General features: G+C 71.9%; 13 protein-coding genes. 10 read left to right on the plus strand and 3 right to left on the minus strand.

Annotated features, from left to right (window positions below):
* Nucleotides 1-54 precede the first annotated feature (54 nt).
* The 3 genes from NBX02_RS11365 to NBX02_RS11375 all read left to right on the plus strand — a co-directional run bounded on the left by NBX02_RS11365 (nucleotide 55) and on the right by NBX02_RS11375 (nucleotide 3,271).
* Nucleotides 55-1,053: a hypothetical protein gene (locus tag NBX02_RS11365; protein WP_250280660.1), complete on the plus strand. Its 999-nt coding sequence runs from the start codon at nucleotides 55-57 to the stop codon at nucleotides 1,051-1,053.
* Between the two features lie 99 nt (nucleotides 1,054-1,152).
* On the plus strand, nucleotides 1,153-2,010 hold the full coding sequence (locus NBX02_RS11370) for a class I SAM-dependent methyltransferase (protein WP_250280662.1): 858 nt from the start codon (nucleotides 1,153-1,155) through the stop codon (nucleotides 2,008-2,010).
* 178 nt (nucleotides 2,011-2,188) lie between these two features.
* On the plus strand, nucleotides 2,189-3,271 hold the full coding sequence (locus NBX02_RS11375) for a glycosyltransferase family 2 protein (protein WP_250280664.1): 1,083 nt from the start codon (nucleotides 2,189-2,191) through the stop codon (nucleotides 3,269-3,271).
* A 23-nt stretch (nucleotides 3,272-3,294) separates the two neighbouring features.
* On the opposite strand, the gene NBX02_RS11380 is transcribed toward NBX02_RS11375, so the two are convergent.
* Nucleotides 3,295-4,680 carry an oligosaccharide flippase family protein gene (locus tag NBX02_RS11380; RefSeq protein WP_250280667.1) on the minus strand — a complete coding sequence of 462 codons (1,386 nt, stop codon included), beginning with the start codon at nucleotides 4,678-4,680 and terminating at the stop codon, nucleotides 3,295-3,297.
* A gap of 362 nt (nucleotides 4,681-5,042) precedes the next feature.
* Between NBX02_RS11380 and NBX02_RS11385 the strand changes: the two genes are divergently transcribed.
* Nucleotides 5,043-6,401 (plus strand): glycosyltransferase, encoded by a 1,359-nt coding sequence (locus tag NBX02_RS11385; RefSeq protein WP_250280669.1) that lies wholly within the window; start codon nucleotides 5,043-5,045, stop codon nucleotides 6,399-6,401.
* A 251-nt stretch (nucleotides 6,402-6,652) separates the two neighbouring features.
* Here the strand turns inward: NBX02_RS11385 and NBX02_RS11390 are convergent, their stop codons facing one another.
* Entirely contained in the window at nucleotides 6,653-6,817 is a 165-nt protein-coding gene (locus NBX02_RS11390; protein ID WP_250291265.1) for a hypothetical protein, read from the minus strand.
* 94 nt (nucleotides 6,818-6,911) lie between these two features.
* Between NBX02_RS11390 and NBX02_RS11395 the strand changes: the two genes are divergently transcribed.
* The 6 genes from NBX02_RS11395 to thrS all read left to right on the plus strand — a co-directional run bounded on the left by NBX02_RS11395 (nucleotide 6,912) and on the right by thrS (nucleotide 13,972).
* On the plus strand, nucleotides 6,912-7,892 hold the full coding sequence (locus NBX02_RS11395) for a sugar transferase (RefSeq protein WP_250291266.1): 981 nt from the start codon (nucleotides 6,912-6,914) through the stop codon (nucleotides 7,890-7,892).
* Nucleotides 7,786-8,496: a sugar phosphate nucleotidyltransferase gene (locus NBX02_RS11400; RefSeq protein ID WP_250280673.1), complete on the plus strand. Its 711-nt coding sequence runs from the start codon at nucleotides 7,786-7,788 to the stop codon at nucleotides 8,494-8,496. The genes NBX02_RS11395 and NBX02_RS11400 overlap by 107 nt, the downstream gene beginning before the upstream one ends.
* 17 nt (nucleotides 8,497-8,513) lie before the next feature.
* On the plus strand, nucleotides 8,514-9,740 hold the full coding sequence (locus NBX02_RS11405; protein WP_250291268.1) for a DegT/DnrJ/EryC1/StrS aminotransferase family protein: 1,227 nt from the start codon (nucleotides 8,514-8,516) through the stop codon (nucleotides 9,738-9,740).
* Between the two features lie 67 nt (nucleotides 9,741-9,807).
* Complete coding sequence (locus NBX02_RS11410) at nucleotides 9,808-10,818, plus strand: hypothetical protein (protein ID WP_250291269.1); 1,011 nt, start codon at nucleotides 9,808-9,810, stop codon at nucleotides 10,816-10,818.
* Nucleotides 10,818-11,798 (plus strand): SDR family NAD(P)-dependent oxidoreductase, encoded by a 981-nt coding sequence (locus tag NBX02_RS11415; protein ID WP_445548378.1) that lies wholly within the window; start codon nucleotides 10,818-10,820, stop codon nucleotides 11,796-11,798. Before NBX02_RS11410 ends, NBX02_RS11415 begins: the two co-directional genes overlap by 1 nt.
* 341 nt (nucleotides 11,799-12,139) lie before the next feature.
* Nucleotides 12,140-13,972, plus strand: coding sequence for a threonine--tRNA ligase (gene thrS, locus NBX02_RS11420; RefSeq protein ID WP_250280679.1), 1,833 nt, complete (start codon nucleotides 12,140-12,142; stop codon nucleotides 13,970-13,972).
* 95 nt (nucleotides 13,973-14,067) lie between these two features.
* On the opposite strand, the gene NBX02_RS11425 is transcribed toward thrS, so the two are convergent.
* Nucleotides 14,068-15,621 carry an O-antigen ligase family protein gene (locus NBX02_RS11425; RefSeq protein ID WP_250291271.1) on the minus strand — a complete coding sequence of 518 codons (1,554 nt, stop codon included), beginning with the start codon at nucleotides 15,619-15,621 and terminating at the stop codon, nucleotides 14,068-14,070.
* Nucleotides 15,622-15,802 lie beyond the last annotated feature (181 nt).

A 15,802-nucleotide genomic window follows, 5' to 3' on the forward strand; every position in this document is an offset into this window, starting at 1 on the left:
TCCGGCCCGGATGTTCCCCGCGGTCCGCGATCCCGGGCCCGGCACCGAGCTGCCGTGTTGCTGTCGGCTCTGCTGGCGCTGGTGGCGGGCGCCGGTCTCCAGGCCTGCCAGGAGCCGCGGCCGCCGGCGCCCACCCCGCCGCCCCCCTCGGCCGGCGCACCGGCGCCAGCGCTCTACGCGCCGACGAGCCCGTGGAACACCCCGGTCCCAGGGGACGCGCAGGCCGACGCGCACTCGGCCACGATGCTGCACACGGTCGTCGAGGCCGCGCGATCACGAAGCTTCGTGATCGCGGTCGGGGAGTGGTCGAGGCCGCTGTACCACGCCGACGCGGCCACCCCACGACACACCGTCACACTGACCGCCCCGTGGGCACCGGCGTCGACGATCTCCGACGTCCCGATCCCCGCGAACGCCGTCCCCGACCCGGCCGGCGACGGCCACATGGTGATCGTCGACCGTGCGACCGGGTGCGAGTACGACTTCTGGCAGGCGGTGCGGGGCGCCGACGGCGGATGGTCGGCGTCCTGGGCGAACGCGACCTCCACGGCCGGGCCGGGCTGGTACCCCCGCGGCCTGTCGGCGACCGGTTCGGGCGCGGCCGGTGCCGCGGGGGTGATCCGCCCCGAGGAGCTACGGGACGGCGAGATCCGGCACGCCCTGTTCTTCGCCTATCCGGACACGAGAGCCGGCGCCCCCGTCCTGCCGGCCACCGAGGGCGACGGGCGGAGCACGAATGCCGGCGCGATCCCCGAGGGTGCGCGCCTCCAGCTCGACCCGGGCGTGGACCTCTCCGCCCTCGGCCTCAACCCGTACGAAACGATCGTTGCTCGCGCGCTCCAGCGGTACGGGATGATCCTCGGCGACACGGGCGGCGGCGTCGGTCTCGTCGCGCAGAACCCGCTGTCGACCACGGTGCCCTACCCCTGGGGGGACCAGACGTACGTCGACCTGCCGCCCAGCCTGCTCACCCACATGCGGGTCCTCGCCCTCGGCCAGCCGCACGACAACACCGCCTCCCTCGAGCCCACCCCCTGCGCGACCCTGCGCTAGATCACGAGTCAGCGCGCAGTCACGTCACGTCCTGTGACCAAACGTCGACGATGGGGCCGGACCTGGTTACTTCACGCGTACGGGGGCAGAGGAGCGGACATGGACCGAGCGAGCCTCCTCCGCGACAGCATCGGCTGGGACGTGACGAACTGGTCGAGATGCCTGTCCTTCTGGGAGGAGCACAGCAGGTTCCGGGGAAACAGCAGGTTCCGGGACGACGGCGGATTCCGGGGGAAAAATGGCGGGGCAGACGCGGCCACCCCCAGCGTCCTCGAGATCGGTTTCGGTGGGACGCATGGTGGCCTCTCGCTGTGGCTGGCCACGAAGGGATTCCAGGTCGTGTGCTCCGGCCTTCAGGAGCCGTCGCCGGCCGCCCGGCGGCTGCACGCCGAGTACGGCGTCGGCGACGCGGTCACCTACGAGCGGATCGACGTGCTGAACCTCCCGTACACGGCCGCCTTCGACGTCGTCGCCTTCAAGTCCCTGCTGCCGGGAATGACCACCGGCGGTGACAGCTGGCCCGTCCCGCAGCGGAAGGCGGTCGCGAACATGTACCGGGCGCTGAAACCCGGCGGCGAGCTGTGGTTCGCGGAGAACGCGGCGGGGACGAGAATCCACGGTTTCTTCCGCACCCATTTCGGCTGGGGCCGGAAGGGATGCAGTTATCTGTCGGCCGAGGATGCCGTCGGGCTGTTGTCCGCGTTCGGGACGGTCGACTACACGACGCTGGGGATACTCGGTGGATTCGGCCGTTCCGAACGGCAGCGGCGGGCGCTCGGCACCGTCGACCGGGCCCTGTGCGAACGGGTCACCCCGCGGAACTGGCGGTACATCATCGCCGGTGTCGCCCGCGGGGATATCCAGGGGGAAACCGGATGGCACGCCGAGCACGAACGTCCCGGGAAAGAGCCTCCCAAGGTCGGCACGCCGGACGTGGCAGCTCGCCCGGCACCCTGACATGGCGGCCGAGAATGCCGGGACGGAGGGCGCCGTGCCACCGGCCGGCCAGCGTGACATCACGGTCTGGAACACCCCGGACGGGAACACCCTGGCCCGAAGAACAGCCGACCAGGAAACGGCAGACCAGGAGACAGCAAACCGAGAGGAAACAGACCGGGAAACGACGGACCAGGAAATGACAGAGCGGGAAACGATAGACGTCATCATCTCGACATATGACGAGGAACGCTACGTCGGGTGCTGCCTGGACGCAGTGCTGGCGCAGGACTATCCGGCGGAACTGGTGCGGGTCTGGCTGGTCGACGGCGGCTCCCGGGACCGCACCGTCGCGATCGCGGCCGAACGGGCGGCCACCGACCGGCGCCTGAGCGTGATAGCCGACGGGCGGCGCCGCAACCTGCCCGCGGCGTTGAACCTCGCCATCAGCCTCTCCGGCAACGGCCTGGTCGCGAAGGTGGATGCGCACGGCTACCCGGAGCGTGACTTCCTGCGCCGTGCTGTCGCCGTGCTGCGGGACGGCCCGCCCGACGTCGCCTGTGTGGGCGGACGGCCGCGGCAGCACGGCGACACCCGGTTCGGCGCGGCGGCCGCACTCGCCCGCACGTGCCGTTTCGGTGTCGGGGGCAGCGAATACGCGGGCCGGGCGGAACACGCGTTCGTCGACACCGTCCAGTGCGGGATCTACCGGCGGGCGGCGCTCGAACGTGTCGGCCTTTTCGACCCCGACATGGTCTGCGGCGAGGACGAGGAGCTGAACTGGCGGCTGCGGCGGGCCGGCTACCGCATAGTGCTCGACACCTCGATCGGGTTCCACTATCTGGCTCGGCCCTCCTGGCGGGCCGCGTTCGGCCAGTACTACGGATATGGCCGGGCCCGGGTACGGGTGTGCCGGGCACACCACGGCATGCTCCGGCCCCGGCATCTGGCGCCGGCGTCCTTCCTGCTCGCACTTGTGGGGCTGGCGGGAGCGTCGGTCTTTGCGTCCAGAACGCATCGGGCGGTCCTTGCCGCCAGGGCGCGGACGGCCCTCACCGTTGGTGCGCTGGCATATCCCGCCGCCGCGTCGCTGTCGGCGGCCACGGCGGTGAGACGCGCGCGCCGAGGCGGGCCCGTTCCCGGCATGACCGTCGCCGGGGGCCACCCGGACGGGTTTCCGGCGATGACAGCCAGGGTCGCGGCCTGTTTCGGGGCGCTGCACGCGGGCTACGCCCTCGGCACCCTGCGCGGGCTTCTCGACCGGCCACGGCGACACGGCTGAAACGGCTGAAACGAAAAAACGGGTCATCCGTCGCCGCGGAATGTGTTCACCGTCGCCGCCCGGGAGGGCACCAGCCGCGCTGAGAAGCGCAGGCCGACGCGCCCGAGCACGCGCGCGTCACCCCATCGCGGGACAAGAATGCCCCAGCCCGTCCCCAACGCCCGCGCGAAGATGACCGCGACCGCGATCCCGCCGGCCGAATACGCCAGCACCGAGGCGACCGACGCTCCGACACCGCCGTGCCCGGGGATGAGCATGATGTCGAGCGCCACCGTGGCGGCGAACGCGATGCCCACCGCGGCGGTCTCCAGCAGCGGTTTCCCCCGCGCGGTCAGCGCGTTGCCCAGCAGCTTGAGCGCGACGACCCCGAACGCGCCCACCGTCAGAACGCGCAGCTGGACGACCGAGTCCTGGAACTCGGCGCCGAAGACGGTCACGCAGAGAAAAGGCGCGGCCAGGACCAGACCGGCGCCGACCAGAAACGTGATAAGGACCGCCACCCGGAACACGGCCGCGGCCTGCGGGCCGGCATCGCCCCCATGGGAACGCACCAGGTCCGGGCGCTGCACGGCGGCCAGCGCCGTCGGCAGATAGAACAGCGCCTCGGCCCAGGCGACCGCCACGCTGTAGACACCCAGCTGGTGGGCACCGGCGATGGCGCCGACGAGCCACTGGTCGAGCTTGTAGTTGGCGAGCAGCATCGTCTGCCCGGCGTGCGCCTTCATCCCGAAGCCGAGCGACCGTCGCGCCAGGCGCAGGTCGGGGCGGCCGAACCCGGCCGCGCGGCGTCCCACATACCAGGCCATCAGCGCGGTGCCCAGCACCTGGCCGCCGATGCAGGCGGCGACCGCGACGGCGACGCTGAGCATGCCGAGGGCGGCGAGCAGGCCGTCGACGGTGACGTTCACCAGCGGGGCGAGCAGGTACACCGCGTTCGCGAACCCGAAGGCGTAGTCGGCCTGTGCCAGGAACAGCAGGTAGACCTGCATGATCAACAGTGGGACCGATGCGAGGACCAGCCAGCGCAGCCCGGCCGACGAATGCCCGCCGACCTGGGGGAAGAGCGCGATCAGGCCGCCGACCGCGCCGGCGGCGGCCGTCCCCAGCAGGAGGGCGAGCAGCACCGAGTTGGTCGCCAGCGCCGGCCGCAGCCCGGGTTCGGCCGAGGCGAAGTTGACGTTCGCCTGTTCCACGCCCAGCAGGGAGAGCTGGGAGACGACGTAGGCGATCACCGTGAGGAAGGCGACGTCGCCCCGGCCCGTGGCGCCCAGTGACCGCGCGACGATCAGGACGTTGGCGAGGGAGAGGACGGCGACCGCAAGCTGTGTGCCCCAGGTCGCGAGCGCCGACGAGACGAAGCTGGGATGCCGGGGGCCGCCGTCGCCATCCCCCCGCCAAGGCGCGGCCATTCTCGGCAGCCTATATCCACTGTCCGCTGTCCGCCGCTCGCCGTCCGCTCACGGCCGTCCGCTCACGGCCGTCCGCTCACTACCGCGCGTTCTTCTTCGCGTCCTCCTGGCGCACCGGCCCGGGAGGCGACGGGCCAGCGGCTCTCGGCCCTGCCGCTGTCGTCCGTCGTCCCCGCCGTCCCCGCCGTTGCCGGCGCGCCAGGAGGACTGGCCCGCTGCCGGGAGCCGGACTACGCTGATGACTATCCGCTTAATGCCAATGATCAAAGGTGGCAATCTTGCCTCCTCTGGCCGTTCTTGTGCCGCTTTTTGGCATTCTTTGTCACCGAACACCGATCGGGATGACCGAATGATGACCGAACATGGACGGACGCCTGGGCGTCTACTCCGACGACGTCTTCCGGCTTGAGCGGACCGCCGACGGTCCGCGGATCTCCTCCGACCAGGCGTTCCTCCTCTTCACCTGCGCGGTCGGGCAGCACTTCGACCGGCTCGTCCTCTTCGGCCGCACACTCCGCGCGGACCGGCCCGCGGACCACGTCCTGCCGCCCGGCACCGAACTCGTCGCGCTGCCGTACTACGCCAGCCTGCGCCGGCTGGGCGCGTTGGCGCGCGCGGCGGCCGGCACCGCCACCGGGATGTGGCGGGGACTGGCGCGGGTGGACGTCGTGTGGGTGCTCGGGCCGAACCCGTTCGCGATGCTCCTGATCGCGCTCGCTCTCCTGCGGCGAAGACGGGTCGTCCTCGGGGTCCGTCAGGACACCCCCGCCTACTTCCGCAGCCGCCTGCCCGGCCGCCGGTGGGCACCGGCGCTCGTGCCGGTCTGGGCACTGGACAGGAGCTACCGTCTGTTGGCGCGGTGGCTGCCGACAACGGTCGTCGGGACGGAACTCGCCCGCGGATATGGCTCCCGCCGATCCCGTTCCGGCGCCCGGCCTCGACTCCGGCCTCGACTCCGGTTGTGGTTGCGGTTACGCCGATGGGAACAGCGCCGGTGGGCCGGGTTTCCCGGCCACGGGTTTCCCGGCCACGGGTTTCCCGGCCACGGCGGGCGGCGGCGGGCGGCGGTCCTGCCGATGACGGTCACCCTGGTCCCCGCCCGGGACGTCGCCACGGCCGTGCCACAGCGTGACTGGACAGGGCCACTCGAACTGCTCGCCGTCGGCCGTGTCGACCGGGAGAAGAACCCCCTGCTGCTCGTCGACGCCCTCGCCCACCTGGAGCGGCAGCGGCCGGGGCGCCATGTGCTGCGGCTGCTCGGCCGCGGGCCGCTGGAGGACGCGGTCCGGCGGCACGCCCGCCGGCTCGGCGTCGACGGGCGCGTCGTCTTCGGGGGTTACGTCCCCTTCGGCCCGGCTCTGCTGCGGTTCTACCGGCAGGCGCACATCCTCGTGCACGTCTCGCTCACCGAGGGTGTGCCGCAGGTGCTGATGGAGGGCCTTGCCTGTGGGACGCCCGTCGTGGCGACCGACGTCGGCGGCGTGCGCGCCGCGCTCGACGGGGGACGCGCCGGCCTGCTCGTGCCGCCCTCGGACGTCGGGGAGCTGGTGGCCGCGATCAACCGCCTCGTCGACGACGCCGGCCTGCGGGATCGGCTGGTCGCCCACGGCCTGGACACGGCCCGGGCGGTGACCCTGGAAGCCGAGGCCGGCCGGGTCGCCCGCTTCATCGCCGGGGGGAGGCCGGGCCCGGGCGGCTCCCGCCACCCGCATCTGGCGTAGCGGAGTTGGTGCCGATGGGGGAGCCGGTGGCGGCAGGGGCGGACGTACGGTGACGATGCGGTTTCCAGACCCGTCGGCGACCGGTGGAACACCTGCCCCGGGCCGTCCGGCCCGGCCTCCGGCCCCCGGATCCAGCGGGATCCGCCGGACCCAGCCCGGCCACCGGTGGAATCCGCCGGGCCCGGCTGGCGGTGCGCCACCGGCCGACGTGGAAAGCAGGGGGAGGACGTGGTCCGTCGTACGGACGATTTTCATGCGGCCGAACCGGCTCCGACCGCCACGGCCGGGATATCGGAGCGCATCCGGCGAGCTTTCACCACCATCTCGGCACCGGATATCTCGGCACCGGATATCTCGGTGACGGGAATCTCGGTGACGGGAATCTCGACGACAGATATCTCGGCGCCGGGACCCATGACGACAGAACCCGCGCGGGCGGAACATCCGGTAGCGGAACGCGCGCATTCGGCCGCGGGGTGCCCGTCCAGCGAAGGATCCGTCTTCCGCGGAATGCCCAGCGCGACGGGTGCGACCGGGCGGACCCGCGGGGAGGCACTTCTCGCTGGGACGAAGATGGTCGCCGAGATGCTGCTGGCGGCTGTCCTGCTGCTGCTGGCCCTGCCCGCGCTGCTCCTGATCGCTCTTGCCATCAAGATCGAATCAAGGGGGCCGGTGTGCTACCGGGCGCTGCGGGTGGGCCATCAGGGCAGGCCACTGGCCGTCCTGAAATTCCGGAAAATGCGGGTGGGGACGTCGGGGCCGCCGGTGACGGCGGCCGGCGACGAACGGTTCACCCGTATCGGCGCCTTTCTCGCGCGCCGGCGCATCGACGAGATCCCCCAGCTGTGGCACGTCCTGCGCGGGCAGATGAGCCTGGTCGGCCCGAGACCGGAGGATCCCAGGTTCGTGGCCCTGCACCCGCGGGCCTATCAGGAGATCCTGACGGTCCGTCCCGGTCTGTCGGGATGGACCCAGCTCGTCTTCCGGGACGAGGGCGACCTGATCGGCGCCGGGCGGGACGTGGACCCGGTACGCCGCTACGTCGACGACCTGCTGCCGGAGAAGGTGCGGCTCGACCGCCTGTACGCCGGTGACCGTCGGCTCACCACCGACTGCAAACTGCTGCTGTGGACCCCGCTCGTGCTGTTCTGCCGTTTCGATGTCGAATACGCCGGGAAAGCAGAACATGACGGGGGAACCGAGCTCCACAGCAAGTCCGGGCACGACGGGAAAACCGTCGGGTGCGACGGGCGAAAAGAGCTCTTCCGGCTGGTCCGGAATTCTTCTGCCAACGACACGCGAGCCGGACGTGCCACCTGCCGGAGCAGACGGGTTCCGCACCGGGGGGCCGAGGATGGGGATGCCGATGAACGGGACGAACGGGATGAACGGTCTGTCGCACATCAGGGCGGTTGTCCTTGCCGGCGGGCTCGGCACCAGGCTGCGCCCGTACACGACAATCATCCCCAAACCACTCGTGCCGGTCGGTGAACGCCCGATCCTGCAGCACATCATCGACCGGCTGCGAGCCGTCGGGGTGACCAGGATAGATCTCTGCGTGAACTATCTGGGCGGGCTCATCGCGGCCTATTTCTCCCAGGCCCGGCTCGAACCGGGCCTGGAGCTGCACTGGCACTGGGAGGAAAGACCGCTGGGCACGGCCGGAGCGCTGCGGGCCGTCCCCGGTCTCGACCAGACGTTCATCGCCATGAACGGCGACGTGCTGACCGGCCTCGACTACCGTGAACTGGTCGACTTCCATGTCGAGGCCGGCGCCGCCCTGACCATCGCCACCCACAAGAACCCGGTCGACATCGATCTCGGCGTGCTCGAGACCACGGACGGTTATGTCAGCTCCTACCGGGAGAAACCGACGCTGCACTACGACGTGAGCATGGGCGTCTACATCTACGAGCCGCGGGCGCTGAAATACCTCCCGCGTGGTGAATGCCAGTTCCCGGAACTGGTCCAGCGCCTGCTCGCGGCCGGTGAGAAGGTCGCGGCATATCCCAGTGACGCCCCCTGGTACGACATCGGCACGCCCCAGGAATACGAACGGGCGGTACAGGACGTCTCACTTCTCACCGAGCAGTGACAATGACGAAACAGGCCATGACAGAGCAGGCCATGACGAACCGGGCCGAGGCGGGCTGGGCCGTGCCGCTGTCGGATCTCGTCATCGCGGACGACGACCTGCGGGCGGTGACCGACACCTACCGGTCGGGATGGCTCAGCATGGGCCCGCGCACCCAGGAGTTCGAGGGGCTTTTCGCGCGCTTCGTCGGCACCCGGCACGCCGTCGCGGTCACGAACGGGACCGCGGCGCTGCACCTGATGTGCCTGGCGGCCGGGCTGACCGCCGGGGACGAGGTGATCGTCCCGTCGCTGACGTTCGTGGCGACCGCCAACGCCGTGCGCTACACGGGCGCGACACCGGTCTTCGCCGACATCGCCGGGCTCGCGCGGCCGTGGCTGTCCGCGGCCGGCTGCGAGCAGCTGATCACAAGCCGGACGAAGGCCGTCCTGTACGTCGCCTACGGCGGGCACCCCGGGGAGATCGGCGCCCTGCGCGACCTGTGCGCCCGCCGCGGCCTGATCCTCCTCGAGGACGCGGCACACGCCGCCGGGTCGTGGTGGCACGGCCGCCACCTGGGCACCTTCGGCGCCGCCGGCGCCTTCAGCATGTTCGCGAACAAGAACCTCGCGGCCGGCGAGGGCGGCGTCGTGGTGACCGCGGACCCGGTGATCGCCGACCGGGTCCGGCTGCTGCGCTCCCACGGCATGACCACGCTCACCTGGGACCGCCACCGGGGCCACGCGCAGACGTACGACGTCGTCGCACTCGGTTACAACTACCGCATCGACGAGCCGCGGGCCGCGCTGGCCGCCTGCCGGCTGCGGCGGCTGGCCGCGGAGAACCAGCGGCGGGCCCGGCTGGACGCCCGCTACCGGGCGGCGCTGGGCGGCCTCGACATCGTGATCCCGGGCCGTCCCGCGGACGACGGGTGCGCCCGCTCGCATCATCTGTTCACCGTCGTGCTGCCCGCGGACGCCGACCGGGACGCCTTTCGCGGCCACCTGTCCGACCAGGGCATCCAGACCAGCGTCCACTATCCGCCGGTCCACCGCAGCACCGTCCACGCGGCCCCGCCGGAAGCGGCCCGGCGGGAACTCCCGCTGACGGACCGGTACGCGGCACGCACGGTCACCCTGCCCATGTTCGCCCACATGCGCGACGACCAGCAGGAACAGGTCGTGGCCGCGGCGGGGAAGGCCCTGGCACTCGCCAGAACAAGCTCCCGGCGCCGGGACAGCGGCGACGAGACGCCTGCGAGGTGACGACATGGAGCCACCGATAAAGCCACCGGAGAAACGTCCCACGACGCCATCCACACCGACGTCCCCGATGCCGGGGGCGGCTCCGGGGGCGGCTCCGGAGACGCCGCCGTGGCGGGACGGCCCCGCGTGGGGGCGGGACGACGAGCGTCCCGCCGGCGACCTGCGGGCCTTTCGGGCGCACCGGCTGCTGGTGACGCTGGTCACGCTCGCCGCGCTCGGCGGCGGCCTGCTGGCGCTCGCCCTGCGCCCGACCACCTACCACGCCAGGGCGGACGTCCTCGTGACACCGCTGGCGCAGGACGACGACCACCTGCTCGGGCTGCCGCTCGTCCGCGACCTGGGGGACCCGATCCGGACGATCCAGACCGCCGCCGCCGCCACGGACAACCGCGGCATCGCGCAGGTCACGGCCACCCGGCTCGGCGCACCCTGGACGGCGGAACGCGTCCAGCGGGCCGTCGACGTGATGCCGAAGGGGCAGACCAACATCCTTGAGGTCACGGCCGCCGCGCCCGCGGCGCGGACCGCGACGGATGTCGCGAACACGTACGCGCACTCCCTGATCGACACCCGGCAGGCCACGCTGCGGCGGCTGGTCGACGCCTCGGCCCGCCCGCTCCAGGCCCGGCTCGACGCGCTGCGCAACCAGCCCGGCGCCGCCAGCCAGCAGAGCGCCACCGCCGCCGACCTCGAGCAGCGGCTGATCGAGCTGGGCCAGGTCCGCGACAGCGGTGATCCCACCATGTCGCTGCTGCAGGACGCCGCGCTCCCGCGCTCGGCCGCGGGCGCCCCGGCCTGGCTGGTACTGACGATCAGCACGCTGGCCGGCCTCGTCCTCGGATCGGCGGCGGCGGTCATGACCGAACGGCTCGCCCGCGCCCAGCGCGGCCGGCAGGGCCCCGCCCGGGACGCCGGGCCCGTCCGCGCGACGCAGCCGCAGCCGGCCCCGGGTCCGGCGGACACGAGACCGACAGGCACGACGCCGACCGGCACAGGCTCCACCGGAACGGTACCGGCAACGGACCCGGCGGCCACGGTGGAGGCGCTGGACGGCCAGCCGGCCGGGCCCGCCCGGTGATCGCGCGGACAGTGCTCGTCACGGGGGCGGGCGGGTTCATCGGCGGGCACCTGGCCGCCGCGCTCGTCCGCGGCGGCAGCCACGTCCGCGCCTTTCTCCGGTACAACTCCCGGGGCGAGCGGGGCAGCCTGGAATGGCACGACCAGCACGTCGTCCGCGACATGGAGATCGTCTTCGGTGACCTGCGCGACGTCGAGCCGGTGGCGCGGGCGGCCGCCGGCGTGGAGGTCGTCTTCCACCTCGGGGCGCAGATCGCCATCCCGTACTCCTACGTCAACGCCCGGGACTTCTTCGAGACGAACGTCCTCGGGACCCTGAACGTCGCCGAGGCCGCGCTGCGCGCGGGGGTGCGCCGGGTCGTGCACACCTCGACGAGCGAGGTGTACGGCACCGCCCGCACCATTCCCATGACCGAGAATCATCCGCTGGCGGCGCAGTCCCCCTATGCCGCCAGCAAGACAGGCGGCGACCAGCTGATGGAGGCGTTCCACCGCTCGCACCAGCTGCCGGTGACCGTGCTCAGGCCGTTCAACACCTACGGCCCGCACCAGTCGGCCCGCGCGGTCACGACCACCGTCATCACCCAGGCGCTGGCCGGGGGGACGCTGCGCCTCGGGGAACTCGACACCCGCCGGGACCTCACCTTCGTCTCGGACACCGTCGCCGGTTTCCTCGCCGCGGCGGAGTCCGACGCCGCCGTCGGGCGGACCGTCCACCTGGGCACCGGGCACGACGTCTCGGTGGCGGAGCTCGTCACCGCGGTCGGCGATCTGCTCGGCCGGAAACTGGCCGTCGACGTCGACCGGGCCCGGCTGCGGCCGCCGCACAGCGAGGTCGCCCGGCTGGTGTCGAACCCGGCGCTGGCCCGGGAACTGCTCGGCTGGGCGCCCAGCGTCGATCTCGACACCGGGCTCACCACGACGATCGGATGGATCAAGTCGAACATGGGCCGGTTCCGCGTCGGCGAATACGCGCGATGACCGGCGTGTTCCACCCCTGGACGGCCCGGCCCGCCCGCCGGCGGGCCGGATATCGGCGACTCCCGTATCGAGTAAGGTCTGCTGGGAACAGGGCGTGCCGGCAGCGGGACACCGGCGTATCCGGCCATGGGTGTCCGGTCATACCGGACGGTGCCGTGGCGGTGACGCAGCGGAATCGGTGCACCGACCGTCCCCACGCCCGTGGGGACGGCACGCGGGCACGGCGGGCACGGCAGACGCGGACAAGGCAGACAGGGCAAGGACGACGTGATGTGTAAGAGAAGGCCCGGCGGCCGGTCACCGCTGACCGGCGCCCACGGCAGCCGGAGCGGGGGGCGGTCATGAGCAAGGTCCCCCAGACTGACGCCGAGTACCGGGCATCCACGCTCTACGCCAAGCGCCATTCGGTGGCGCACCTGCTCGCCCACGCGGTGGTGGAGAAGTTCCCGGACGCCAAGCTGGGCGTCGGCCCGCCGACCCGGGACGGCTTCTACTACGACTTCGCGCTCCCGCGTCCCCTCACCCCGGAGGACCTCACCGAGCTCCAGGAGCGGGTACGCGCCCTCATCCGCGGCGGTGTGCGCTTCGAGCGGCACGAGCTGACCACGGACGAGGCCACCACCAGGTTCGCCGACCAGCCGCTGAAGCTGGAACTCATCCGCGACATCGTCGCCGGCGGCGTCGACGACAACGGCGAGCCGATCGAGGGGCCGGTCGAGCTGTCGGTCTACGAGAGCGGTGACTTCGAGGACCTCTGCCGCGGCCCGCACATCGAGGACAGCAGCGTGGTCCACCCCGACGCGGTGGCGTTGCTGCGGGTCAGCGGCGCCTACTGGCGGGGCGACGAGAAACGCCAGCAGCTCCAGCGCATCTACGGCACCGTGATGGACTCCCCCAAGGAGCTGCGCCACTACCTGTGGCAGCTGGAGGAGGCCAAGAAGCGGGACCACCGGGTCATCGGCGAGGCGCTGGACCTGTTCGCCTTCAGCCCGGCGGTCGGCAAGGGGCTGCCGCTGTGGCTGCCGAACGGCACCGTCGTGCGCGACGAGCTGGAGACCTGGGCGCGCGAGGTCGAACGCGCCCACGGCTACCAGCGCATCGTCACCCCGCACATCACCAAGAGCGACCTGTACTACATCTCCGGGCATCTGCCGTACTACGCGGACGACCTCTACTCGCCCATCGACATCGACGGCGAGGAGTACTACCTCAAGCCGATGAACTGCCCGCACCACCACATGGTGTATAAGGCACGCCCGCGCAGCTACCGGGAACTGCCGCTGCGGCTCGCCGAATACGGCACGGTCTACCGCTACGAGCGCTCCGGCCAGCTGTTCGGGATGATGCGGGTACGCGGTTTCGCCCAGAACGACGCGCACATCTACTGCACGCGGGAACAGGCCATCGACGAGTTCCTCGCCGTCATGCGCCTGCACGCCCTCTACTACGACAAGCTCGGCATCGAGGACTACCACATGGTCCTCGCCCTGCGGGACCCGAAGAACACCGAGAAATACCACGGCGACGAGCTGATGTGGCAGGACGCCGAACGCATCACCCGCGACGCCATGGAACGCTCCGGGATTCCCTACGTCGAGGACATCGGCGGCGCGGCGCACTACGGGCCGAAAGTCGACTTCATCCTCACCTCGGTCACCGGCCGGGAGTTCGCCGCGTCCACGAACCAGGTCGACCTCTACATGCCCGAACGGTTCGGTCTCACCTTCACCAACCGGCACGGTGAGGCGGAGCAGGCGGTCGTCCTGCACCGGGCGCCGCTCGGCTCGCACGAGCGTTTCGTCGCGTTCCTCATCGAGCACTTCGCCGGCGCGTTCCCGGTGTGGCTCGCCCCGGTCCAGGTACGGGTCGTCCCGATCAGCGACCGGCAGGCCGACGGCGCCGCCGCCGTCTGGCGCCGCCTGCGCGACGCGGGTGTCCGCGCGGAACTCGACGACAGCGACAACACGATGCAGGCGAAGATCCGCAGGGCCGAGCAGCAGAAGGTGCCCTACGTCGCGGTCATCGGCGACCGTGAGCTGGAGAACGACTCGGTGTCCGTCCGCGCCCGCGGGCGGCGCAACCTGGGCTCGCGGCCCGTCCCCGAGCTGATCGAGAAGCTCGGCCGGCTCATCGCCGACCGCGCCATGACCCTCGACCTGGACCCGGCCGGCTGACCCCGCCCCGCGCACCGGCCCTGTCTCCCGCCGGGTGTCCTTCCCCCACCGCGCGGGCTGCTGCGGGAAAGAGACACCCGGCCACGGGGAACGGCTCACGACGAGCTGCCCACCGGGCTTCTTTCCGGCCGGCCGTGGAGCATTCCCTCGGTGGACGAGCTCCCCACGGGCGGACCCGGGCTGTCGGTTGCCGCCCGCAGCAGCGCCGGGCCCAGCGCGAGCAGGAACCACAGGCGCTTGTCTGTCGCGTTGGACAGGAAGACACCTGAGATGGTCATGCTGAACGTGGCCAGCAGGACCGCGTTCGCCATCGCCGCGTTCCGCCGGTCGCCGAGCGCCTCAAAACGCCGGGCGGCGAGGAACGCCGACCGCAGACAGAGTGCGAGAAAGGCCAGAAACAGGGCGGATCCGACGATCCCGTTCTCCGCGAGCAGCTGGAGATAGGCGTTGTGCACCTCGTGCGCGCGGCTGACGATGATGTCGAGCCACGGCACCGGCCCGACCCGGCGCACGTAGTCGCCTTCCACCGCCGTGTAGTTGTTCAGCCCGACCCCCAGAAGCGGATGGTCCCGTACGACGCTCCAGGCGACCTTCCACAGGTCCACCCGGCCGTCCCCGCGGTCGTTCGTCGTGATGCGCTCCCAGGCCGTGGGCGACATCGCCAGCCAGGCGGTGGCCACGGCCGTGACCAGCAGGATCAGCCCGGCCAGCTGCCGGCGGTGGCGCCGCAGCAGGACGAGCGCGGCAAGGGCGCTGGCGACGGCGGCGACAAACGCCCCGCGGGACAGTGTCGCGGCGAGCCCGACGGCGGCGATGCCGCCGGCCGCGACGAGGAGCCGGCGCAGCGCCCGGTTCTCGCTCGCCGCGATAAGACCAACCGTCAGGATCAGCGCCGCCAGCAGCCATGACGCGAGGAAGTTGGGATCACCCGCCCCGCCCTGCAGCCGGGTGGCCCCGGCCGTGTCCGCGGGGTTGCTCGGCCACGGGCCGGCGCCGGCCAGGCCGACGGCCACCGAGAGCACCGCACCGGCGAGAAACGCGCCACTGGCCATGCGCACGGCCCCCACGTCAGCCATTGCCGTGCCCACCACAACGAAGATCACTACCAGCGCCCACCAGTGCCACAGGTCGGTGGCGGCCGCCCCGATGTCGACAGCCCACAGCAGCGACAGCGACAGCCACACCAGCAGCAGCACGCCCACGATGACGAGCCCCGGCCGCTGCCGGAGAGCGCGGAAGCCAACGCCCCGTCCCGCCGCCCACCGTGCCCCGTACTCCGCTGTCAGCCCTGCCGTCCCTGCCGTCCCTGTCAGCCCTGCCTGCTCTGCCGGCCCCCGCGCTCCGTGCCCCGGCCGTCCCGCCGGCTCCTGTGCCGGTCTTCCCAGCGCCGTGAGCCAGCGCAGGATGATGACCAGACCGGCCGCTTTCGCGCCGAGGTTGAGGGCCGGGACGGCCTCGAAGAACAGCGTCGGCGCCCACAGGGCGATACCGAGCCGCAGGTTCACGGTGGCCAGGGCGACGTACAGCACGAACACGAGCAGCGCCAGGCCCACCCACACCCGTTCGGCCATGGCGGCACCGACGAGCCCGGCACCGACGGTGGCGGCGACGGCGACCACCGTCTCCGGCCGGCCATCTCGTCGAGGCACGTGCACCCTCCCGGTCCGCGCGGCACCTGCCTGGCCGCCGGCCTGTCCGACGGTTCGTCACCATCCCGTCCCCATCTGTCGTACCGTGGTCGACCGTATGCCGGCCCGGCCGTGCGCAGGCCCCGCAGGCGCGGTAGTTCGCCTACGCCGGATGCGGGTGGCAGGCGCCGATGCCGATGCC

It is taken from the genome of Protofrankia sp. CiP1_Cm_nod1 (assembly GCF_920888515.1).
Classification (GTDB): Bacteria; Actinomycetota; Actinomycetes; order Frankiales; family Frankiaceae; genus Protofrankia.